22 protein-coding genes are annotated in these 20,818 nt (G+C 65.8%); all 22 read left to right on the top strand.

The features are described 5' to 3' along the window. Positions 1 to 124: 124 nt before the first annotated feature. The 22 genes from DM480_RS15765 to DM480_RS18165 all read left to right on the top strand — a co-directional run bounded on the left by DM480_RS15765 (position 125) and on the right by DM480_RS18165 (position 20,806). Positions 125 to 937, top strand: coding sequence for an inositol monophosphatase family protein (locus DM480_RS15765; protein WP_115380548.1), 813 nt, complete (start codon positions 125 to 127; stop codon positions 935 to 937). Positions 938 to 1,138: 201 nt separating this feature from the next. Beyond that, positions 1,139 to 1,513 carry an NADH-quinone oxidoreductase subunit A gene (locus tag DM480_RS15760; RefSeq protein ID WP_115380546.1) on the top strand — a complete coding sequence of 125 codons (375 nt, stop codon included), beginning with the start codon at positions 1,139 to 1,141 and terminating at the stop codon, positions 1,511 to 1,513. A 5-nt stretch (positions 1,514 to 1,518) separates the two neighbouring features. Next, entirely contained in the window at positions 1,519 to 2,070 is a 552-nt protein-coding gene (locus DM480_RS15755) for a NuoB/complex I 20 kDa subunit family protein (RefSeq protein ID WP_115380544.1), read from the top strand. After that, complete coding sequence (locus DM480_RS15750; RefSeq protein ID WP_115380542.1) at positions 2,067 to 2,921, top strand: NADH-quinone oxidoreductase subunit C; 855 nt, start codon at positions 2,067 to 2,069, stop codon at positions 2,919 to 2,921. Before DM480_RS15755 ends, DM480_RS15750 begins: the two co-directional genes overlap by 4 nt. A gap of 20 nt (positions 2,922 to 2,941) precedes the next feature. Continuing rightward, positions 2,942 to 4,153 (top strand): NADH-quinone oxidoreductase subunit D, encoded by a 1,212-nt coding sequence (locus DM480_RS15745; RefSeq protein ID WP_198665974.1) that lies wholly within the window; start codon positions 2,942 to 2,944, stop codon positions 4,151 to 4,153. Then, positions 4,150 to 4,380, top strand: coding sequence for a hypothetical protein (locus DM480_RS15740; protein WP_115380537.1), 231 nt, complete (start codon positions 4,150 to 4,152; stop codon positions 4,378 to 4,380). Before DM480_RS15745 ends, DM480_RS15740 begins: the two co-directional genes overlap by 4 nt. Further along, the gene (locus DM480_RS15735; RefSeq protein ID WP_115380536.1) at positions 4,380 to 5,048 is read left to right on the top strand and encodes a complex I 24 kDa subunit family protein; all 669 of its coding nucleotides are present in this window, start codon (positions 4,380 to 4,382) and stop codon (positions 5,046 to 5,048) included. Before DM480_RS15740 ends, DM480_RS15735 begins: the two co-directional genes overlap by 1 nt. Then, positions 5,048 to 6,352, top strand: coding sequence for an NADH-quinone oxidoreductase subunit NuoF (gene nuoF, locus DM480_RS15730; RefSeq protein ID WP_115381481.1), 1,305 nt, complete (start codon positions 5,048 to 5,050; stop codon positions 6,350 to 6,352). Before DM480_RS15735 ends, nuoF begins: the two co-directional genes overlap by 1 nt. Then, positions 6,352 to 7,071, top strand: coding sequence for a hypothetical protein (locus DM480_RS15725; protein WP_115380533.1), 720 nt, complete (start codon positions 6,352 to 6,354; stop codon positions 7,069 to 7,071). Before nuoF ends, DM480_RS15725 begins: the two co-directional genes overlap by 1 nt. Before the next feature lie 22 nt (positions 7,072 to 7,093). Further along, on the top strand, positions 7,094 to 9,109 hold the full coding sequence (gene nuoG, locus DM480_RS15720; RefSeq protein WP_115380531.1) for an NADH-quinone oxidoreductase subunit NuoG: 2,016 nt from the start codon (positions 7,094 to 7,096) through the stop codon (positions 9,107 to 9,109). Continuing rightward, entirely contained in the window at positions 9,106 to 10,155 is a 1,050-nt protein-coding gene (gene nuoH / locus DM480_RS15715) for an NADH-quinone oxidoreductase subunit NuoH (protein ID WP_115380529.1), read from the top strand. Before nuoG ends, nuoH begins: the two co-directional genes overlap by 4 nt. A gap of 124 nt (positions 10,156 to 10,279) precedes the next feature. Next, the gene (gene nuoI, locus DM480_RS15710) at positions 10,280 to 10,765 is read left to right on the top strand and encodes an NADH-quinone oxidoreductase subunit NuoI (RefSeq protein ID WP_115380527.1); all 486 of its coding nucleotides are present in this window, start codon (positions 10,280 to 10,282) and stop codon (positions 10,763 to 10,765) included. Between the two features lie 45 nt (positions 10,766 to 10,810). Further along, a complete protein-coding gene (locus DM480_RS15705) occupies positions 10,811 to 11,422 on the top strand; it encodes an NADH-quinone oxidoreductase subunit J (protein ID WP_115380525.1) in 612 nt (203 codons plus the stop codon). Between the two features lie 47 nt (positions 11,423 to 11,469). Continuing rightward, on the top strand, positions 11,470 to 11,727 hold the full coding sequence (gene nuoK, locus DM480_RS15700; RefSeq protein ID WP_055878754.1) for an NADH-quinone oxidoreductase subunit NuoK: 258 nt from the start codon (positions 11,470 to 11,472) through the stop codon (positions 11,725 to 11,727). A 130-nt stretch (positions 11,728 to 11,857) separates the two neighbouring features. Continuing rightward, positions 11,858 to 13,993 carry an NADH-quinone oxidoreductase subunit L gene (gene nuoL / locus DM480_RS15695; protein ID WP_115380521.1) on the top strand — a complete coding sequence of 712 codons (2,136 nt, stop codon included), beginning with the start codon at positions 11,858 to 11,860 and terminating at the stop codon, positions 13,991 to 13,993. Next, positions 13,990 to 15,519 carry an NADH-quinone oxidoreductase subunit M gene (locus DM480_RS15690; protein WP_115380519.1) on the top strand — a complete coding sequence of 510 codons (1,530 nt, stop codon included), beginning with the start codon at positions 13,990 to 13,992 and terminating at the stop codon, positions 15,517 to 15,519. The genes nuoL and DM480_RS15690 overlap by 4 nt, the downstream gene beginning before the upstream one ends. After that, a complete protein-coding gene (nuoN, locus tag DM480_RS15685) occupies positions 15,519 to 16,964 on the top strand; it encodes an NADH-quinone oxidoreductase subunit NuoN (protein WP_115380517.1) in 1,446 nt (481 codons plus the stop codon). The genes DM480_RS15690 and nuoN overlap by 1 nt, the downstream gene beginning before the upstream one ends. A 13-nt stretch (positions 16,965 to 16,977) precedes the next feature. Continuing rightward, a complete protein-coding gene (locus DM480_RS15680; RefSeq protein ID WP_115380515.1) occupies positions 16,978 to 17,679 on the top strand; it encodes a biotin--[acetyl-CoA-carboxylase] ligase in 702 nt (233 codons plus the stop codon). A gap of 47 nt (positions 17,680 to 17,726) precedes the next feature. Continuing rightward, the gene (locus tag DM480_RS15675) at positions 17,727 to 18,509 is read left to right on the top strand and encodes a type III pantothenate kinase (RefSeq protein WP_115380513.1); all 783 of its coding nucleotides are present in this window, start codon (positions 17,727 to 17,729) and stop codon (positions 18,507 to 18,509) included. Between the two features lie 55 nt (positions 18,510 to 18,564). Continuing rightward, a complete protein-coding gene (locus DM480_RS15670; RefSeq protein ID WP_115380511.1) occupies positions 18,565 to 20,205 on the top strand; it encodes a ribonuclease J in 1,641 nt (546 codons plus the stop codon). A 33-nt stretch (positions 20,206 to 20,238) separates the two neighbouring features. After that, positions 20,239 to 20,523 (top strand): DUF1467 family protein, encoded by a 285-nt coding sequence (locus DM480_RS15665; protein WP_115380509.1) that lies wholly within the window; start codon positions 20,239 to 20,241, stop codon positions 20,521 to 20,523. Between the two features lie 127 nt (positions 20,524 to 20,650). Then, positions 20,651 to 20,806, top strand: a complete 156-nt coding sequence (locus DM480_RS18165) for a hypothetical protein (RefSeq protein ID WP_157968813.1) — start codon at positions 20,651 to 20,653, stop codon at positions 20,804 to 20,806. The last annotated feature ends 12 nt before the right edge of the window (positions 20,807 to 20,818 follow it).

Raw genomic sequence — 20,818 nt, 5'->3', positions numbered from 1 at the left:
GCACGACGCGCCGGCTCGGCCGGCGAGCGCAGCTCGACCGACGACGCGGGCTTTGCCCGCGGCGCCTTGCGGCGTTCCCCACCCCAACCCCTCCCCTGAAGGGGAGGGGCTTCAAGGAAAGACCATGCCTTCCCATTCCGGCCTTTTCACCGTCATCGAGCGCGCCGCCCGCAAGGCGGGGCCGCGGCTGCGGCGTGATTTCAACGAAGTCCAGCAGTTGCAGGTCAGCCGCAAGGGGCCGGCCGACTTCGTCTCGATGGCCGACAAGCGTGCCGAGCAGACCTTGTTTGAGGAATTGCAGCGGGCGCGGCCCGATTGGGGCTTCCTGATGGAGGAAGGTGGCGAGGTCGCGGGTGATCCGACCAAGCCGCGCTTCATCATCGATCCGCTGGATGGCACGTCGAACTTCCTGCATGGCATCCCGCATTTCGCCATGTCGATCGCGGTCGAGGAACCGCTGCCGAACGGCAAGCGCGAGATCACCACCGCGCTCGTCTACCAGCCGATCACCGACGAGAGCTTCTGGGCCGAAAAGGGCCGAGGCGCCTGGCATACCGACCAGCGGCTGCGCGTGTCGGCGCGCCGCGACCTGTCGGAGGCGCTGATCGCGACGGGCATCCCGTTCCTGGGCCATGGCGATTTCGCGCAGTGGAGCCGCATCTTCGGCGCGGTCGCGCCGGAAGTCGCGGGCATCCGCCGATTCGGCTCCGCGGCGCTCGACCTCGCCTGGGTCGCGGCGGGGCGGTTCGACGGCTATTGGGAATCGGGCCTGAAGCCGTGGGACGTCGCGGCGGGCATGCTGTTGGTCAAGGAAGCGGGCGGCTACGTCACCGATTTCCGCGGCGCGGACCGCGCGATGGAGCGCAACGAATTTCTCGCGGCGAACGACGGGCTGCACACCAAGCTACACAAACTGGTCGCGGGCGCCTTGCGCTGACCTTCGTCACCCCGGACCTGATCCGGGGTCCCGCATCTTCTCGGCGCCCCCAATCGAGCGGGACCCCGGATCAAGTCCGGGGTGACGGGCATTTGCCATTTGCCACCCCTCCTGCGATTCATTCTCACACTCCCATGGCCTTGCCCGGCCCCGACCACCGGCCTAAAGCGAGCCCATCCATTCGCACCTGCGAGAAGCCCTTTGGTCGACCTGTCGCAATATCTGCCGATCCTGATCTTCCTGGGCATCGCCCTGGCGCTGTCGAGCACGTTCGTGTTCCTGCCCATGGCGGTCGCCCGGCTGACCGGGACCCACAAGCCCAACGAACAGAAGCTGAGCGAATATGAGTGCGGCTTTCCCGCGTTCGAGGATCCGCGCAGCCAGTTCGACGTGCGCTTTTATCTGATCGCCATTCTGTTCATCATCTTCGATCTCGAAGCGGCCTTTCTGTATCCTTGGGCAGTCAGCGTTTTTTCGCTCGGCTGGACCGCATGGATCTCGATGATGATCTTCATCGGCGAGCTGGCGCTGGGACTCGTATACGCCTGGAAGAAGGGAGCGTTGGATTGGGAATGACCCCCATGTCCGGACCCGTCGAGCTCGACCGTTCGGCTGCCGCCACGTCGGTGATCGCGCCCGACCAGGGCTTTTTCGACAGCCTGAACGGCGAGCTGACCGACAAGGGCTTCCTCGTCACCTCGACCGAGGAGCTGTTCCAATGGGCGCGCACCGGCAGCCTGTGGTGGATGACTTTCGGCCTGGCTTGCTGCGCGGTCGAGATGATCCACGTCAACATGCCGCGCTACGATCTCGAGCGCTTCGGCGCCGCGCCGCGCGCGTCGCCGCGCCAGTCGGACGTGATGATCGTGGCGGGCACGCTGTGCAACAAGATGGCGCCGGCGCTCCGCAAGGTCTACGACCAGATGTCGGATCCCAAATACGTCATCTCGATGGGCAGCTGCGCCAACGGCGGCGGCTATTACCATTACAGCTATTCGGTGGTGCGCGGCTGCGACCGGGTCGTGCCGGTTGATATCTACGTGCCCGGCTGCCCCCCGACCGCGGAGGCGTTGCTGTACGGCATCATGCAGTTGCAGCGGAAGATCCGCCGCAGCGGGAGCATCGAACGGTGAGGGCGCCCGCTCCCGCCTTTGCGGCATCGCTGAACGGTGCGACGATCGAGGCGGCGACCGCGACGTTGGGCAGCGCGCTGATCGGCGCGGTCGACCAGGTCGGCGAGGTCGCGCTGTACGTCGAGCGGACCGAGGTGGTGCGCGCGCTGACCGCGCTGCGCGACACGCCGGGGCTGGAATACCAGCAGCTGATGGATATTGCGGGCGTCGACTATCCGGAGCGTCCCGAGCGGTTCGAGGTCGTCTATTGCCTGCTGTCGCTGACGCGCAACCACCGGCTGCACGTTCATGTCGCGACCGATGACGTGAAGCCGGTGCCGTCGGTGACGGGCATCTGGCCGGTCGCGGGCTGGCTGGAGCGCGAGGTGTACGACATGTACGGCGTGCTGTTCAGCGGCAACGCGGACCTGCGCCGCATCCTGACCGATTACGGGTTCCGCGGCCATCCGCAGCGCAAGGACTTCCCGCTCTCCGGGTTCGTCGAGATGCGCTATTCCGAAGAGGAGAAGCGCGTCGTCTACCAGCCGGTCAGCCTCGCGCAGGACTTCCGCAACTTCGACTTCCAGAGCCCGTGGGAGGGCGCGGAATACATCCTGCCCGGCGACGAGAAGGCGAAGCTGCCCGAGGCGAAGGGTGCGCCGACGCCGCTGAAGGCGGACGAGATCCAGAAGGCCGATGCCGTCAAGACGCCGACCGAGGCGCCCAAGACGAGCAGCGAGCCCTATGGCAAGACCACAGCGGAAGGTTCGGCGCAGACCGGCGCGGGCGAGGCGCATGGCGGCAACACGGCCGAAAGCAAGCCGGCCGCCGCCGACGTGACCCCGACCAAGGGCGGAGGACAGAACCAGTGAGCGACTATGTCAGCGAACTGATGGGTGTCGAGGATGCCGCCGATCCGACGACCGGCGACGTCACCATCCAGAATTACACGATCAACTTCGGCCCGCAGCACCCCGCGGCACACGGCGTGCTGCGGCTCGTCATGGAGCTGGACGGCGAGATCATCGAACGCGTCGATCCGCACGTCGGCCTGCTCCACCGCGGCACCGAGAAGCTGATCGAATACAAGACCTACGCGCAGGCGATCCCCTATTTCGATCGCCTCGATTATTGTTCGCCGATGTGCATGGAGCATAGCTTCGTGCTCGCGATCGAGAAGCTGCTCGACCTCGAGGTGCCGCTGCGCGCGCAATATTTGCGCGTGTTCTTCGCGGAACTGACGCGTATTTCGAACCATATGCTGAACCTCGGCAGCCACGTGATGGATGTCGGCGCGATGACGCCGAACCTGTGGCTGTTCGAAATCCGCGAGGATTGCCTCAACTTCTTCGAACGCGCGTCGGGCGCGCGCATGCACCACAATTACATGCGCCCCGGCGGCGTCCACCAGGACGTGCCGCTGAAGCTCCTCACCGACATCGCCGACTGGCTCGACACGCGCCTGCCGCGCCTGTTCGAGGATGCGATTTCGCTCGTCGCCGACAACCGCATCTTCAAGCAGCGCAACGTCGATATCGCGACGGTCAGCCGCGACGATGCGATCGCCTGGGGCTTTTCGGGCCCGATGATCCGCGCCGCGGGCATCCCGTGGGACCTGCGCAAGTCGCAGCCCTATGATGTCTACGACCGGATGGAGTTCGACGTCCCCGTCGGCACGCGCGGTGATTGCTACGACCGGTTCATGGTGCGCGTGGAAGAGGTCCGCCAGTCGGCGCGGATCATGAAGCAGTGCCTGCGCGACATGCCGGAAGGCCCGATCGCCTCGACCGACCGCAAGGTGGTGCCGCCCAAGCGCGCCGAGATGAAGCGCTCGATGGAGGCGCTGATCCATCACTTCAAGCTCTACACCGAAGGCTATCACGTGCCCGCGGGCGAAGTGTATGTCGCGACCGAGAGCCCGAAGGGCGAGTTCGGCGTGTTCCTCGTCGCCGACGGGTCGAACAAGCCGTATCGCTGCAAGATCCGCCCGACCGCGTTCAGCCATCTGCAGGCGATGGACTTCATGTCCAAGGGCCACATGCTGGCCGATACGACCGCGATCCTGGGCGCGATGGACATCGTTTTTGGTGAGTGCGACCGGTGAGCGAACCCGTCACCAACGACTTGATCTATTCGGTATTGCAGAAATTGCAGACCGATGTCGCTGACATGAAATTCGACGTTCGTGACCTGAAGGTTCGGATGACGATGGTGGAAGAGCATCTTGGCAGCACGATCATCGCGATATCGGGTGTCAACAGCCGCCTCGATCGTCTGACCGATCGCGTCGAGCGGATCGAAAATCGTCTAGACCTTACGGACCACGCCTGATGGCTGAAGCAGCGCAAATCCCCGACGAAGCCGAAACCCGTGCCCGCTGGGGCGGTTTCGCGTGGACCGAAGAGAATCAGAAGAAGGCGAACGAGATCCTCGCGCGCTACCCCAAGGGTCGCGAGCAGTCGGCGTCGATCCCGTTCCTCGACCTCGCGCAGCGCCAGGTCGGCGAAGAGACGCAGACGCAGGGCTGGCTGCCCGTGCCGGTGATCGAGTTCGTCGCGAGGGCGATCGGCGTGCCGTACATGCGCGTGTTCGAGGTCGCGACCTTCTACACGATGTTCAACCTGGCGCCCGTCGGCCGCTATCACGTGCAGGTGTGCGGTACGACGCCATGCATGCTGCGCGGCTCCGACGACGTGCTGGCGGCATGCAAGAACAAGGGGCTGATCAAGGGCAAGACCACGCCCGACGGCCTGTTCACGCTGACCGAGGTCGAGTGCCTTGGCACCTGCGCCAACGCGCCGATGGTCCAGATCAACGACGACAATTACGAAGATCTCGACTACGATCGCACGATCGCGGTGCTGGAGGCGCTGGCCAAGGGTGAGCAGCCGAAGACTGGATCGACGATCGGCCGCCAGACGAGCTGCCCGGAAGGCGGCCCGACGACGTTGACCGCGATGGTCGAAGAAAACCACGATTACCGGAGCGAGTGGGCCTGATGCTTGCCGACAAGGATCGCATCTTCACCAACGTCTACGGGTTCCAGCCGTGGAACCTGCAGGCGGCGCTGAAGCGCGGCGACTGGGACAATACCAAGGCGCTGATGGCCATCGGCCAGGATGCGATCATCGACGTCATTAAGGCGTCGGGGCTCCGCGGTCGCGGCGGTGCGGGCTTCCCGACCGGCACGAAGTGGTCGTTCATGCCCAAGGAGCCGAAGCCCGACCGACCGAACTTCCTGGTGATCAACGCCGACGAATCCGAGCCCGGTTCGTGCAAGGACCGCGAGATCATCCGCCACGATCCGCACAAGCTGATCGAGGGCGCGCTGATCGCCGGCTTCGCAATGCGTGCGCGTGCCGCCTACATCTACATCCGCGGCGAATATATCCGCGAGGCGGAGACGTTGTTCGCGGCGGTGGCCGAGGCCTATGACGCCGGGCTGATCGGCAAGAACGCCTGCGGCTCGGGCTACGACTTCGACGTCTTCGTCCACCGCGGCGCGGGCGCGTACATCTGCGGCGAAGAGACCGCGATGCTCGAAAGCCTGGAGGGCAAGAAGGGCCAGCCGCGTCTGAAACCGCCGTTCCCGGCTGGCGCGGGCCTCTACGGTTGCCCGACGACCGTCAACAACGTCGAATCGATCGCGGTCGGCCCGACGATCCTGCGTCGCGGCGCCGAGTGGTTCTCGAGCTTCGGCCGGGAGAACAACAAGGGCACCAAGCTCTTCCAGATCAGCGGTCATGTGAACCGCCCTTGCGTCGTTGAGGACGCGATGGGCATCAGTTTCCGCGAGCTGATCGAGACGCATTGCGGCGGCATCCGCGGCGGCTGGGACAATCTGCTCGCGGTCATCCCGGGCGGATCGTCGGTGCCTTTGGTGCCGGCGAAAGACATCATCGATGCGCCGATGGACTTCGACGGCCTGAAGGCGGTCGGATCGGGCCTCGGCACCGCGGCGGTGATCGTCATGGACAAGTCGACCGACATCGTCCGGGCGATCAGCCGCATCAGCTATTTCTACAAGCATGAAAGCTGCGGCCAGTGCACGCCGTGCCGCGAGGGCACGGGGTGGATGTGGCGCGTGATGGAGCGGCTGCGCACCGGCGACGCCGACATCAGCGAGATCGATACGCTCCAGCAGGTGACCAAGCAGGTGGAAGGCCACACGATCTGCGCGCTCGGCGATGCGGCGGCGTGGCCGATCCAGGGCCTGATCCGGCACTTCCGTCCCGAAATCGAACGCCGGATCACCGAACGCAACGGCGGCTCGCTCGCCCCGATGCAGGAAGCGGCGGAGTGATGCGAGCCGCCGGCCGGATTCTCAGCGCGGTGGGCGCTGCCCTCGCGCTGGTGCCGGCCGGCGCGGCCGCGCAGCTGAAGCCGGAGATGCAGACCGGTTCGATGATTCCCGTCCAGCCGCGTGCGGTCGAGGCGGATCAGGCAGGGCGCATCCGCAAGGGGTTTGCGCAATGCGTCTATCGCATGGGCGCCAAGGGGGCGGTCGTCCGATTGCTGACCCACAGCGATCCGGGGACGGTGGACCTGAAGGCCGCTGGCGTGTCCGATCTATCGCGAAGCCTCTCGATGGAAACGTGCCTGGGCCGCGAGTTGCAGGCCGACCAATCGACGCTCGGCTATAAATTCACGCCCAAGGTGCTTCGTGGCATGATGATGGAAGAGGCGTATCTGTCGACGTTCGCGGTCTTGCCGCCGCGACCGGCGACGATGACGCAGGCGGTCGATCGGACGTTCGTATCGACCGGGGACGCGTTGTCGGTCGCGCGCGGCCTCGCGGAATTTGCCGACTGCGTCGTGTTCAAGGATCCCGAGCATGCCGATGCGCTGCTGCGGACGGTCCCGAATAGCGTGGCCGAGAAGACGGCGGCACGGGCTCTTGCCCCAGCGCTGGGCTCCTGCTTAACGGCGGGGCAGACCGTTGCGCTGAACGCCGCCAGTATTCGGGTTTTTATGGCTGATGGTCTGTGGAACCGCTACGTGCGGCCCACGATCCGTCAGTGACTAGCAGGTTTGAGCGAAACTGATGCCGAAGCTTAAAGTAGACGGGATCGAGGTCGAGGTGCCGCAGGGAGCGACCGTGCTCCAGGCGTGCGAAGCCGCGGGCAAGGAAATCCCGCGCTTCTGCTACCACGAACGGCTGTCGATCGCCGGCAATTGCCGCATGTGCCTCGTCGAAGTGAAGCCGGGGCCGCCGAAGCCGCAAGCGTCGTGCGCGCTGCCCGCCGCGGACAACCAGGAAGTGTTCACCACCACGCCGATGGTGAAGAACGCGCGCGAAGGCGTGATGGAATTCCTGCTGATCAACCACCCGCTCGATTGCCCGATCTGCGATCAGGGCGGCGAGTGCGACCTGCAGGACCAGTCGCTCGCCTATGGCAAAGGCCACAGCCGCTACACCGAGAACAAGCGCGCGGTGACCGAGAAGTATATGGGTCCGATCGTCAAGACGATCATGACCCGCTGCATCCAGTGCACGCGATGCGTCCGTTTTGCGGAAGAGGTCGCGGGCGTCGAGGAGATCGGCGCGATCTATCGCGGCGAGGACATGCAGATCACCAGCTACCTCGAGCAGGCGGTGACGAGCGAACTGTCGGGCAATGTCGTCGATTTGTGCCCGGTCGGCGCGCTGACCAGCAAGCCCTATGCTTATGAAGCGCGGCCGTGGGAGCTCAAGAAGACGCTGACGATCGACGTCCAGGACGCGGTCGGCACCAACATCCGCCTCGACAGCCGCGGCCGCCAGGTGCTGCGCTGCGTTCCGCGCATCAACGAGGACGTCAACGAGGAATGGGCGCACGACAAGACGCGCCACCATGTCGACGGCCTGGTGCGCCGTCGTCTCGACCGCCCGTACGTGCGGCGCGACGGCAAGCTGGCGCCGGTGAGCTGGGACGAGGCGTTCGCGCTGATCAAGACGCGTGTGGACGCGGCGGGATCGAACGTCGCGGCAGTCGCCGGCGATCTGGTCGATTGCGAGACGATGTACGCGGCCAAGGCGCTGCTCGCCAAGCTCGGCTCGACCAAGCTGGAAGGCCGGCAGACGGGCATGGATTACGACGTGTCCAGCCTCGCCGCGGTCAACTTCAACAGCACGATCGCGGGGGTCGAGAGGGCAGACGCGATCCTGCTGGTCGGCACCAACCTGCGCTGGGAAGCGCCGCTGATCAACACGCGCGTGCGCAAGGCGATCAAGAAGGGCGCCAAGGTCTTCGCCATCGGGCCGGAAACCGAGCTGACCTACAAGGTCGAATGGCTGGGCAGCGATTTGTCGCTGCTCGGCGCGCTGCCGGAGGCAGCAGCGAGAGCGTTCGCCGACGCCAAGACGCCGATGGTGATCGTCGGCGGTGGTGCGCTGAAGGGTGGCCACGGCGCGACGCTCGCCTTTGCCAAACAGCACGATCTGGTGCGCACGCTGGACGACGGTACCGCGTGGAACGGCTTCAACGTCGTCCACATGGCGGCCAGCCGGATGGGCGGGCTGATGCTCGGCTATGCGCAGAAGGGCGGCATCGCCGATGTGGCGGATGCGGACGTCACCTTCTTCCTGGGCGCGGACGAGGTCGATTTCGCAAAGTTCGGCGGCTTCAAGGTTTATGTCGGCCATCACGGCGACATGGGCGCGCATCATGCGGACGTGATCCTGCCGGGTGCGACCTATGCCGAGAAGTCCGGCACGTGGGTCAACACCGAAGGCCGCGTGCAGCGCGGCGAGCGCGCGGTGTTCGCGCCGGGTGACGCGCGCGAGGACTGGACGATCTTCCGCGCGCTGTCCGAGGTGCTGGGCCATACGCTGCCGTTCGACAGCCTGGCGGGCCTGCGCGAGGCGATGGCGGGCGAGGTGCCGGCGCTGCGCAATCCGGGTCTGGCGAGCTTTGACTGGAACCCGCCCGCGCTGGGTGCGGCGGGGCAGGGGACGATCGCGGGCTACCCGATCAAGGATTTCTACCTCACCAATGCCATCTGCCGGGCGAGCCCGACGATGCAGCGCTGCTCGGCCGAACTGGTCCATGGTGAGACGTTCGCGGAGGCCGCGGAGTGACCAATTTCTTCAATTCGACGGTCGGCCTGTCCTATGGCTGGGCGTGGTTCCTCGCGACGATCATCGGTATCCTCGTCATCGCACTGCCGCTGATGCTGGCGGTGGCGATGATCATCTATGCCGATCGCAAGATCTGGGCGGCGATGGCGCTGCGCCGCGGCCCCAACGTGGTCGGGCCGTTCGGCCTGCTCCAGTCTTTCGCGGACGGCCTGAAGGTGTTCCTGCAGGAAACGATCGTGCCGGCGGCCGCGAACCGCGTGCTTTTCCTGCTCGCGCCAATCATCACGTTCACGGTGGCGCTGATCGTCTGGGCGGTGATCCCGTTCCAGGCGGGCGTCGTCGTCGCCGACATCAACGTCGGTCTGCTCTATGTCCTCGCCGCCTCGTCGCTGGGCGTCTACGGCATCATCCTGTCGGGCTGGGCGTCGAACTCCAAATATCCCTTCTATTCCGCGCTGCGCGCCGCGGCGCAGATGGTGAGTTACGAGGTCGCGATCGGCTTCGTCCTCATCTCCGTCGTGCTGTGGTCGGGGACGTTCAACCTGTCGGGGATCGTCATGGCGCAGCAGGGCCATGGTCTGGGCTGGATCAACGGCTTCTGGATCAACCCGCTGCTGTTCCCGATGGCGGTAGTGTTCTTCATCTCGTCGCTCGCGGAGACGCAGCGCGCGCCGTTCGACCTGACCGAGGCGGAGAGCGAGCTGGTCGCCGGATACCAGACCGAATACAGCTCGATGAGCTTCGCGCTGTTCTGGCTGGGCGAATATGCCAACGTCATTCTGATGTGCGCGCTCAACGCGACGTTGTTCTGGGGTGGCTGGCTGCCGCCGCTCAACGTCGGCTGGATGTATGCGGTGCCGGGGATCATCTGGCTGCTCGCCAAGATGCTGTTCTTCTTCTTCGTGTTCAGCTGGGTGAAGGCGACGGTGCCGCGCTATCGCTACGATCAGCTGATGCGGCTGGGATGGAAGGTGTTCCTGCCGCTGTCGCTGTTCTGGGTGTTCCTCGTCTCGGGCGTGCTGATGTGGGTGCGCGTGCCGGTTTGAACCGGGTGAACGCCTTGATCGTGCGCGCGGGACTGGATCCCGCCGCAATACGACGTCGCGCGCTGGGCGGCGTCATCATCGGATTGACGGTCGTCGCCATCGACCGGGTTATGGGGTTTGGATCGTGAGCGTCGCACAGATCGTCAAATCGTTCACGCTTTGGGAATTCGTGAAGGCGCATGCCCTCACGCTGAAGTATTTCTTCAAGCCCAAGGCGACGATCAACTATCCGTTCGAGCGGAACCCGGTGAGCCCGCGGTTCCGCGGCGAGCACGCACTGCGCCGCTATCCGAACGGCGAGGAACGCTGCATCGCGTGCAAATTGTGTGAGGCGGTGTGCCCGGCGCAGGCGATCACGATCGAGGCCGAGCCGCGCGACGACGGCAGCCGCCGCACGACGCGCTACGACATCGACATGACCAAGTGCATCTATTGCGGGCTGTGCCAAGAAGCCTGCCCGGTCGATGCGATCGTCGAGGGGCCGAATTACGAATTCTCCACCGAGACGCGCGAGGAATTGATCTACGACAAGGCCAAGCTGCTCGACAACGGCGACCGCTGGGAGCGCGCGATCGCGGCGAACCTTGCCGCCGATGCGCCGTACCGTTAATGCGCGCCGCGTCGCTTATCCGGGCTTAAGGGGGCCGACCGAATCGTGATCCAGGCTCTTGCCTTTTACCTGTTCGCCATCGTCGTGATCGGCTCGGGCGCGATGACCATATCGTCGCGCAACCCCGTCCATTCGGTGATGTGGCTGATCCTCGCCTTCTTCAATGCGGCGGGGCTGATGGTGCTCGTCGGTGCCGAGTTCATCGCGATGCTGCTCGTCATCGTCTATGTCGGCGCGGTCGCGGTGCTGTTCCTGTTCGTCGTGATGATGCTCGACATCGAGGTCGCGCAGATGCGCGCCGGCTTCGCACGCTACCTGCCGCTGGGCCTGGCGCTCGCGGTCGGCCTGGCGGCAGAGATCATCATCGCGGTCGGGGCGTGGGAAGCCGGCGGGGTCAAGCTGTCGCAGCGGATCGCGCCGGTCGAGGGCAATGTGCCCAACATCCAGGCGATCGGCGACCTTCTCTACACGCGCTATCTCTTCGTGTTCGAGGCCGCGGGCTTCGTGCTGCTCGTCGCGATGATCGGCGCGATCGTGCTGACGCATCGCCAGCGTGGCGGCGTGCGCGGCCAGAACATCGCCCGCCAGAACGCGCGCCGTCCGCAGGACGCGACGCGCAACGTCCAGCCGCCGGTCGGCGAGGGGGTCCAGCTGTGACCATCGGTCTTATCCATTACCTGGTCGTCGCGGCGATCCTTTTCACGATGGGGGTGCTGGGCATCTTCCTCAACCGCAAGAACCTGATCGTCATCCTAATGGCGATCGAGCTGATCCTGCTCGCGGTGAACATCAACCTCGTCGCCTTTTCGGCCTTCCTGCACGACCTGGTCGGCCAGGTGTTCGCGATGTTCGTGCTGACCGTCGCGGCGGGCGAGGCGGCGATCGGCCTTGCGATCCTGGTCATCTATTTCCGTGGCCGCGGCACGATCGCGGTCGACGACGTCAACCGGATGAAGGGGTGATACCGGTGGCGACACACCAATCCGTCATCCCCGCGAAGGCGGGGATCCATAACCTCTATGCCAGCGAAGGGGCCGCGACGTTGCGTCTCTGGATTCCCGCCTGCGCGGGAATGACGGTGGGAGGCGCGGCATGAGCTCGATCCTGTTCATCGTGTTCCTTCCGCTGCTCGCAGCGGCAGTCGCCGGGCTCGGCAACAAGGCGATCGGCTTCGGCCCCGCCAAGCTGGTGACGACCGGCGCGCTGTTCGCGTCGTGCCTGCTGTCGTGGCCGATCTTCCTCGGCTTCCTCGCCGGCACGAGCGAGGCGCATGTCGTTCCCGTGCTGACCTGGATCGTCAGCGGCGATATGGCGGTCGACTGGTCGCTGCGCGTCGATCAGCTGACCGCGATCATGCTGGTGGTCATCACCACCGTGTCCGCGCTCGTCCACCTCTATAGCTGGGGCTATATGAGCGACGATCCGGACCAGCCGCGCTTCTTTGCCTACCTTTCGCTGTTCACCTTCGCGATGCTGATGCTCGTCACCGCGGACACATTGGTGCAGATGTTCTTCGGCTGGGAAGGCGTCGGCCTTGCCTCTTACCTCCTCATCGGCTTCTGGTTCCGGAAGCCGAGCGCCAATGCCGCGGCGATCAAGGCATTCGTCGTAAACCGCGTCGGCGACCTGGGCTTCATGCTCGGCATCTTCGGCACCTTCCTGGTGTTCGGCACGGTGTCGATCCCCGAGATCCTCGCGGCCGCGCCCAATATGGCGGGTTCGACGATCGGCTTCCTCGGCCATCGCTTCGATACGATGACGGTACTGTGCCTGCTGCTGTTCGTCGGCGCGATGGGCAAGTCGGCGCAGCTCGGCCTGCATACCTGGCTGCCGGACGCGATGGAGGGTCCGACCCCGGTGTCGGCGCTGATCCACGCCGCGACGATGGTCACTGCGGGCGTCTTCATGGTGTGCCGCCTGTCGCCGATGTTCGAGATGTCGCCGACCGCGCTGCATTTCGTCATGGGTATCGGCGCCGCGACCTGCCTGTTCGCCGCGACCGTCGGCATGGTGCAGACCGACATCAAGCGCGTCATCGCCTATTCGACCTGTTCGCAGCTCGGCTACATGTTCTTCGCCGCGGGCGTCGGCGCCTATGGCGCGGCGATGTTCCACCTGTTCACGCACGCCTTCTTCAAGGCCTTGCTGTTCCTCGGCGCGGGCTCCGTCATCCACGCGATGCATCACGAGCAGGACATGCGCTATTACGGCGGCCTTCGGAAGCATATCCCGCTGACGTTCTGGGGCATGATGATGGGGACGCTGGCGATCACCGGCGTCGGCATCCCTGCGCTGTTCGGTAATCCGCTGGCGTTCGGCTTTGCCGGTTTCCACTCGAAGGACGCGATCATCGAGGCGAGCTGGGCGGCGGGCGAGCCGGGCGTGTGGTTCGTCGGCGTGCTTGTCGCGGCGATCACCAGTTTCTATTCGTGGCGCCTGATGTTCCTGACCTTCTGGGGCAAGCCGCGCTGGGCCGCGTCGGAGCATATCCAGCATGCGCTGCATGACGCGCATGGCCACGGGCATGACGATCATGCGCACGCGGGCCATGGGCACGATGCGCACCATTCCGACGAAGCGCATGGCAACCCCGCGCAGGCGGAGGACGCCGGCCATCGCCCGTCGACGCACGATGCGGGTCAGCACGACCTGCCCGCAGGCACGGGCGGCTATCATCCGCACGAAAGCCCGCTCGTGATGCTGATCCCGCTGATCGTGCTGTCGATCGGCGCGATCGCGGCGGGCTTCGTCTTCCATGGCTTCTTCATCGAGCCGAGCGCGGGGGAAAGCTTCTGGAAGGGCGACATCGCGTTCCGCGAGCATCTGATGCACGCGATGCACGGCGTCCCGGTGAGCATCAAGCTGTCGGCGACGATCGCGATGCTGCTCGGCCTGCTGACCGCCTGGTACGCCTATATCAAGGCGCCGCGCTTCCCGGCGGCTGTCGCGGAGCAATTTCGCGTCCTCTACCGCTTCCTGCTCCACAAATATTATTTCGACGAGCTGTATGACCTGCTCTTCGTCCGCCCCGCCTTCGCGATCGGCCGCCTATTGTGGCATCGCGGCGACGAGAAGACGATCGACCGGTTCGGGCCGAACGGTTCGGCCTGGGCCGTGCAGCTGTCCAGCCGCGTCGCCGGCCGGCTCCAGAACGGATATGTCTACACCTATGCCTTCGTCATGCTGATCGGTCTGACCGCGGCCGTTACCTGGGCGATCGCGAAATGAGCGGCTTTCCCATCCTTTCGCTGATGCTGGCGATCCCCGCGATCGCTGCCATTGCGTGTCTGTTCCTGACGCCGCAGGGCGCGCGTCTGACCGCGCTCGTCGCGACTTTGGTCGACTTGGCGCTCGGCATCCTGCTGTGGACGCAATACGACATCGGCGGCGCGCAGTGGCAGTTCGTCGAATACCAGCCGGTGTTCGGCCGCTTCGCCTGGGCATTGGGCATCGACGGTTTCGCGCTGCTGCTCATCATGCTCAGCGTCTTCCTGATGCCGATCTGCATCGGGGCGAGCTGGCGCTCGGTGACGAACCGCGTGCCCGAGTATATGGCCGCGTTCCTGTTCACTGAGGTGCTGATGATCGGCACCTTCGCGGCGCAGGACCTGTTCCTGTTCTACATCTTCTTCGAAGCCGGCCTGATCCCGATGTTCCTGATCATCGGCATCTGGGGCGGGGTGAACCGCATCTACGCGTCGTACAAATTCTTCCTGTACACGTTGCTCGGTTCGGTCGTGATGTTCATCGCGATGCTCTACATGGCGCGGGCCGCGGGCACGACGCGCATCCCCGAACTGATGGCCTACGACTTCCCGGCTCATGTCCAGACGTGGCTGTGGCTCGCCTTCTTCGCCTCGTTCGCGGTGAAGATGCCGATGTGGCCGGTGCACACCTGGCTGCCCGACGCGCACGTGCAGGCGCCGACTGCAGGTTCGGTGATCCTGGCGGGCGTGCTGCTCAAGCTGGGCGGTTACGGCTTCCTGCGCTTCAGCCTGCCGATGTTCCCGCAGGCGTCTGGCCAGCTCGCCTGGCTGATCTTCCTGCTGTCGGGCATCGCGGTCGTCTACACCAGCCTCGTCGCGCTGGTGCAGTCGGACATGAAGAAGCTGATCGCCTATAGCTCCGTGGCGCACATGGCGATCGTGACGATCGGCCTTTATGCCTTCAACCGGCAGGGGATCGAGGGCGCGATGATCATGATGCTTAGCCACGGGCTGGTGTCGGGCGCGCTGTTCCTCTGCGTTGGCGTGATCTACGACCGGCTGCACACGCGCGAGATCGCGCGCTACGGCGGCCTCGCGATCAATATGCCGCGCTATGCTCTGTTCTTCCTGTTCTTTACGATGGCGTCGATCGGCCTGCCTGGGACGAGCGGTTTCGTCGCGGAGTTCCTGAGCCTGATGGGCACGTACCAGGTGTCGACCTGGACCGCGCTGATCTGCACTACCGGCATCATCTTAGGCGCGGCATACATGCTGTACCTGTACCGCCGTGTCGTATTCGGCGAGATCAAGTCGGAGGACGTGCGCGCGATGCAGGACCTGTCGGGGCGTGAGCTCTGGCTGCTCGCGCCGGTCGCTGCGGTGGCGCTCTGGATGGGTGTCTACCCCGAAAGCTTCATGGCGCCGATGCGCAAGGACGTCGGCGTCCTGCTCGCCCGGATCGACCGGGCGGCACCGCCGAGCGACTCCAGCCCCACCGCCGGCAAGCCTGCCGCGCCTGTTCATGTTGCAGCCGAGGGCGCGCACTGATGGATTACGCCGCCAATCTCGCCATGACGCTGCCCGAGGTGATCCTGGGCGTCGGCGCCATCGTCCTGATGCTCGTTGCCGCCTGGGGCGGGCAGGGTTCGACCCGTGCGATCTCGTGGGCCGCGGTCGCGGTGCTGGCGGGCGCGTGTGTCGCGGTCGCCGGACCCGCATCGAGCGGGGGTGTCGCGTTCGAGGGTCTTTACCGCGCGGACGCCTTCGCCGGTTTCGCCAAGCTGCTGATCTTCCCTGCCGCGGCGGTCGCCATCCTGATGGCGCCGACCTTCTTCCGGCGCACCAGCGGCGACGATCTGCGCCCCGAATATCCGGTGCTGATCCTGCTATCCGCGGCGGGAATGGGCATCATGGTGTCGGCGAGCGACCTGCTGACGCTGTACGTCGGGCTCGAGCTGCAGAGCCTTGCGGCCTATGTGCTGGCGAGCTTCATGCGGCGCGACACGCGTTCGGCGGAAGCGGGCCTCAAATACTTCGTGCTCGGCGCGCTGGCGAGCGGCATCCTGCTCTACGGCATCAGCCTGGTCTACGGCTTCTCGGGCACGACGTTGTTCGACGGGATCGCGCAGGCCTATGCCGGCACGCGCTCGCTCGGCCTGCTCTTTGGGCTGGTGTTCGTGTTTGCGGGTCTCGCCTTCAAGATTTCGGCGGTGCCGTTCCACATGTGGACGCCCGACGTCTACGAAGGCGCGCCGACGCCGGTCACCGCCTTCTTCGCGTCCGCGCCGAAGGTCGCGGCGATGGGCCTCGCCGTGCGTGTCGCGGTCGAGGCGATGGGCCCGGCGACGGACCAGTGGCGCCAGATCGTGATCTTCGCGGCGCTCGCCTCGATCATCCTCGGCGCGGTCGCGGCGGTGGGGCAGACCAACATCAAGCGGCTGCTCGCCTATTCGTCGATCAACAACGTCGGCTTCGCGCTGATCGGCCTTGCTGCGGGCACGCCGACCGGCGTGTCGGCGGTGCTGGTTTACCTCACCATCTATGTCGTGATGACGCTGGGTTCGTTCCTGATCGTGTTGCAGATGCGCGATGCGGACGGTCAGCCGGTGGAGAGCATTGCGTCGCTGAGCGGCCTGTCGCGCAACCGGCCGGGCCTGGCCTTTGCGCTGATGATGTTCATGCTGAGCCTCGCGGGCATCCCGCCGCTGTTCGGCTTTTATGCCAAGTTCGCGGTGTTCGACGCGGCGATCGCGGCGGGGCTCTTCCCGCTGGCGGTGATCGGTTACGTCGCCTCGGTGATCGGCGCCTATTATTATCTGCGCGTCGTCAAGACGATGTACTTCGACGATCCCGCGCCCGCGTTCGGGCCGGGCGACAGCAAGCTGGAAGGCGGCCTGATCGTCGTCACCGCGGCGTTCATCTCGCCGCTCGGCTATCTGCTGATCGCGCCGCTTACCGCGTGGACGATGGCCGCGGCACAGGCTTTGTTCTGATCGCCTTTCGCCGGTGACGATCCGCACCATCGTCGAGACGGGATCGACCAATGCCGACCAGCTTCACCTCGCGACGCTCGGCGCGCGCGAGGGGGAGTGGCTGCGTGCCGAACGGCAGACCGCGGGGCGGGGGCGGCAGGGGCGGGCGTGGCAGTCGCCGCCGGGCAATCTGTATGCGAGCACGCTCGTCCGGCTGCGGCCGACCGATCCGCCACCCGCATCGCTGGCGCTGGTCGCCGCGGTCGCGTTGCACGAGACGCTGGACCTTTATCTGCCGGGCCGCGCTATGCTGAAATGGCCCAACGACGTGCTGATCGATGGCGCGAAACTGTCCGGCATCCTGCTCGAGCGGAGCGGCGAGGCGTTGGTCGTGGGGATCGGCGTCAACGTGGCGCACCACCCCGACCTGCCCGACCGCGCGACGACGAGTCTGGCCGCGGCGGGCTGCGTTATCGATGCCGCGACGCTGGTCGGGGTGCTGGCGGAGGTCTTCGCGCGCTGGCTGGAGATCTGGCGGGTGCAGGGGTTCGCGGCGGTGCGCGCGGCGTGGCTGGCTGCGGCGCATCCGGTGGGCAGCGCGCTTTCAGTACACATGCCGGACGGGCATCGCGCCGAAGGCTTGTTCGAGGGGCTGGACGCCGATGGCGCGCTGGTGCTCCGCTTGGCGGACGGGACGCGGCGTGTCATGCACGCGGGCGACGTCTTCCTGTCGTGAGGACGAAACAGGCGGCGCGGCCGTCGTCAGGGGAGTAGGCTGAAGCGATGCTGCTCGCGATCGATGCCGGCAATACCAACGTCGTCTTCGCGCTGGTCGAAGGACGTGCGATCCGCGGGCGCTGGCGCATCGCCACCGATCCGCGCCGCACCGCGGACGAATATGCCGTCTGGCTGAGCCAGTTGTTCGCGCTGGAAGGCTTTGCGCGCGAGGACGTCGATGCGGTGATCGTCGCGACGGTGGTGCCGCGCGCGCTGCACAATCTTCAGGTGCTGAGCAGCAAATATTTCAAGACCGAAGCGCTGATCGCCGGGCGCGCGCCGGTGGAATGGGGCATCGCGCTCGACGTCGACGAACCGCAGAATTTGGGGGCCGACCGCGCGGTCAACACGATCGCGGCGCATGCGCTGCATGCCGGCGACCTGATCGTCATCGACTTCGGCACCGCGACGACGTTCGACGTCAGCGACTATCGCGGCGCGTACAAGGGCGGGATCATCGCGCCGGGCATCAACCTGTCGCTCGACGCGCTGGTCAGTGCCGCCGCGAAGCTGCCGCGGATCGCGATCGAGGCGCCGGCATCGACCAGCGTCATCGGGCGCAATACGGTCGACCAGATGCATATCGGCATCTTCTGGGGCTATATCGCGATGATAGAGGGGCTCGTCGCGCGATTGAAGGCGGAGGTCGGCCGCCCGGTGAAGGTGATCGCGACGGGCGGCCTCGCCATCCTGTTCGAACGGCACATCGCCGCGTTCGACATCGTCGAGCCCGACCTCACCATACAGGGGCTGGCGATCATGGCCGAAAGAGCCCATATCGTATCCTGACGCGCTCGCGCCGACCGGCCTGGCGGGCGCCCCAGAATTTCACCGAAAGATATTGATGACTCCCAAGAATAACGAACTGCTCTTCTGTGCGCTCGGCGGCTCAGGCGAGATCGGCATGAACGTCAACCTGTATGGCCATGCCGGCAAGTGGCTGATGGTCGATTGCGGCGTGACCTTCGCCGACGCCGCCTATCCCGGCATCGACCTGATCCTGCCCGACCTCGCCTTCATCGAGGATCGTCGTGACGATCTGGTCGGTATCGTCCTGACCCACGGGCATGAGGATCATATCGGCGCGCTGCCGTATCTGGCCGAGGACCTGGGCGTGCCGCTGTACGCGACGCCGTTCACCGCGGGCCTGATCCGCGGCAAGCTGGAGGAAGAGGGCAACGCCAACCGCGTCAAGCTGCGCGTCGTGCAGCCGGGCGGATCGGAGACGATCGGGCCGTTCGGCATCCGTTTCGTCGAACTGTCGCATTCCATCCCCGAGCCGAACGCGCTGGTGATCGAGACCGCGGCGGGCCGCGTGTTCCACACCGGCGACTGGAAGCTCGATCCGCATCCGGTGATCGGCAAGCCGACCAGCGGCGAGACGCTGGCCAAGATCGGCGATGCCGGGATCGACGTGCTGGTGTGCGATTCGACCAACGTGTTCAACGAGGACGCTTCTGGCTCCGAATCGTCGGTGCGCCGCGGCCTTGCCGAGACGATCGCCAAGGCGCGCGGTCGCGTGCTGGTGACGACCTTCGCGTCGAACGCGGCGCGGCTCCACACCTTGGGCAAGGTCGCACGCGAGACGGGGCGTAAATTGTGCGTCACCGGGCGCTCGCTCGACCGGATCCTGAAGGTCGCGCGCGCGTGCGGCTACCTCGGCGATTTTCCCGAGACGGTCGATCCCGAGACGGCGATGCGGCTGCCCAAGAACAAGGTGCTGATCGTCGCCACCGGCGGCCAGGGCGAACCGCGCGCGGCGCTGGCGCGCGTCGCCGACGGCAGCCATACGATCAAGCTGGACGAGGGCGATACGGTCATCTTCTCGTCGAAGCAGATCCCGGGCAACGAGATCGCGATCGGCAAGATCCAGAACACGCTGGCGGCCAAGGGCGTCCGGATGGTGACCGAGCGGCAGGCGCACGTCCACGTCTCCGGCCACCCGGGTCGCCCGGAGCTGGCGCAGATGTATCAATGGATCCGCCCCGAGCTGCTGGTGCCGGTGCACGGCGAGATGCGCCACATGATGGAGCATGCACGCTACGCACAGGCGCAGGGTGTGCCGCAGGCGGTGGTGCAGAGCGACGGCGAGATCGTCCGCCTGCTGCCAGGCAAGGCCGCGAAGATCGGCCATGCCGGCGTCGGCCGGCTGGTGCTGGACGGCGACGTGATCCTGCCTGCCGACGGATCGACGATCAACGAGCGGCGCAAGCTGGCGATCAACGGCCAGATTTCGGTCGCGGTCGCGGTCGATCGCAACGGGCGCGGCATCGGCCGCCCGCAGGTGCGCGTGCAGGGCGTGCCGGTCGAGGAAGACCGGCTTGCCTTCGTCGAGGATGCCGCCGCTGCGGCGCAGGAGGCGCTGAACGGCGGCAAGCGCGAGATCGAGCGCCGGCGCGAGGACATTCGCCTGGCGGTGCGCCGCGTCGCGACGCGCTGGACGGGCAAGAAGCCGATCGTCGACGTGCTGATCGTCCAGGCCTGATCGCGACGCCGGAAGAAGAGCGGGGAGGAACCGATGCGCTGGACGTCGATGCTGGCGATTTACGTCCTGTTCTGGGCCTTCTCCGTCTTCCTGGTGCTGCCCTGGGGCGTGCGGACGACCCGCGAGGCAGGGGGGGATCACGTGCCGGGGCAGGCGGAGAGCGCGCCGCACGAATTCCACCTGGGGCGGCTCGTCGTCCGCGTGACGATCGTGGCGACGATCCTGTTCATGCTGTTCGTCGCCAATTACGAGTTCGGCTGGGTGACGCCGCGGATGCTCGACCTGTTCAATCCCGACGTCATCTATAACGACAGCTGACGCGCGGTGCGCGCCAGCGGCACTAGAAAAATATCACCGGCACCATCTCATGTCAGTTTCACGTAAGCTACATGCTGTACACGTCCGCCTACGCATCACCCGAGGATGTGGACGCGAAGAGGCGGGAATGATGGAGGATACGCGACGCCGCGTGCTCGACCTGCTCAAACAGGCGCTCTCACTGATGGACGAGCAGGGCGAGACCCTCGCGGCGGCGCGCGTCGCCGCGGTTATCGACGACCTGCTGATCGACGCCTGCGGCTCCGGCGCGCGCCCGCACTGACCGTTCGCTCCC

Source organism: Sphingomonas sp. FARSPH (assembly GCF_003355005.1).
Classification (GTDB): domain Bacteria; phylum Pseudomonadota; class Alphaproteobacteria; order Sphingomonadales; family Sphingomonadaceae; genus Sphingomonas.
Note: the sequence above shows the minus strand (reverse complement) of the source record. Positions and strands in the feature narration are given on the sequence as shown.

What these genes read in the sequence shown, in the direction of transcription:
- DM480_RS15765 (WP_115380548.1), top strand. Translation starts at nt 125, where the DNA reads ATGCCTTCCCATTCCGGCCTTTTCACCGTCATCGAGCGCGCCGCCCGC.
- DM480_RS15755 (WP_115380544.1), top strand. Translation starts at nt 1,519, where the DNA reads ATGTCCGGACCCGTCGAGCTCGACCGTTCGGCTGCCGCCACGTCGGTG.
- DM480_RS15745 (WP_198665974.1), top strand. Translation starts at nt 2,942, where the DNA reads ATGGGTGTCGAGGATGCCGCCGATCCGACGACCGGCGACGTCACCATC.
- DM480_RS15735 (WP_115380536.1), top strand. Translation starts at nt 4,380, where the DNA reads ATGGCTGAAGCAGCGCAAATCCCCGACGAAGCCGAAACCCGTGCCCGC.
- nuoF (WP_115381481.1), top strand. Translation starts at nt 5,048, where the DNA reads ATGCTTGCCGACAAGGATCGCATCTTCACCAACGTCTACGGGTTCCAG.
- DM480_RS15725 (WP_115380533.1), top strand. Translation starts at nt 6,352, where the DNA reads ATGCGAGCCGCCGGCCGGATTCTCAGCGCGGTGGGCGCTGCCCTCGCG.
- nuoG (WP_115380531.1), top strand. Translation starts at nt 7,094, where the DNA reads ATGCCGAAGCTTAAAGTAGACGGGATCGAGGTCGAGGTGCCGCAGGGA.
- nuoK (WP_055878754.1), top strand. Translation starts at nt 11,470, where the DNA reads ATGGGGGTGCTGGGCATCTTCCTCAACCGCAAGAACCTGATCGTCATC.
- nuoL (WP_115380521.1), top strand. Translation starts at nt 11,858, where the DNA reads ATGAGCTCGATCCTGTTCATCGTGTTCCTTCCGCTGCTCGCAGCGGCA.
- DM480_RS15690 (WP_115380519.1), top strand. Translation starts at nt 13,990, where the DNA reads ATGAGCGGCTTTCCCATCCTTTCGCTGATGCTGGCGATCCCCGCGATC.
- nuoN (WP_115380517.1), top strand. Translation starts at nt 15,519, where the DNA reads ATGGATTACGCCGCCAATCTCGCCATGACGCTGCCCGAGGTGATCCTG.
- DM480_RS15675 (WP_115380513.1), top strand. Translation starts at nt 17,727, where the DNA reads ATGCTGCTCGCGATCGATGCCGGCAATACCAACGTCGTCTTCGCGCTG.
- DM480_RS15670 (WP_115380511.1), top strand. Translation starts at nt 18,565, where the DNA reads ATGACTCCCAAGAATAACGAACTGCTCTTCTGTGCGCTCGGCGGCTCA.
- DM480_RS15665 (WP_115380509.1), top strand. Translation starts at nt 20,239, where the DNA reads ATGCGCTGGACGTCGATGCTGGCGATTTACGTCCTGTTCTGGGCCTTC.
- DM480_RS18165 (WP_157968813.1), top strand. Translation starts at nt 20,651, where the DNA reads ATGATGGAGGATACGCGACGCCGCGTGCTCGACCTGCTCAAACAGGCG.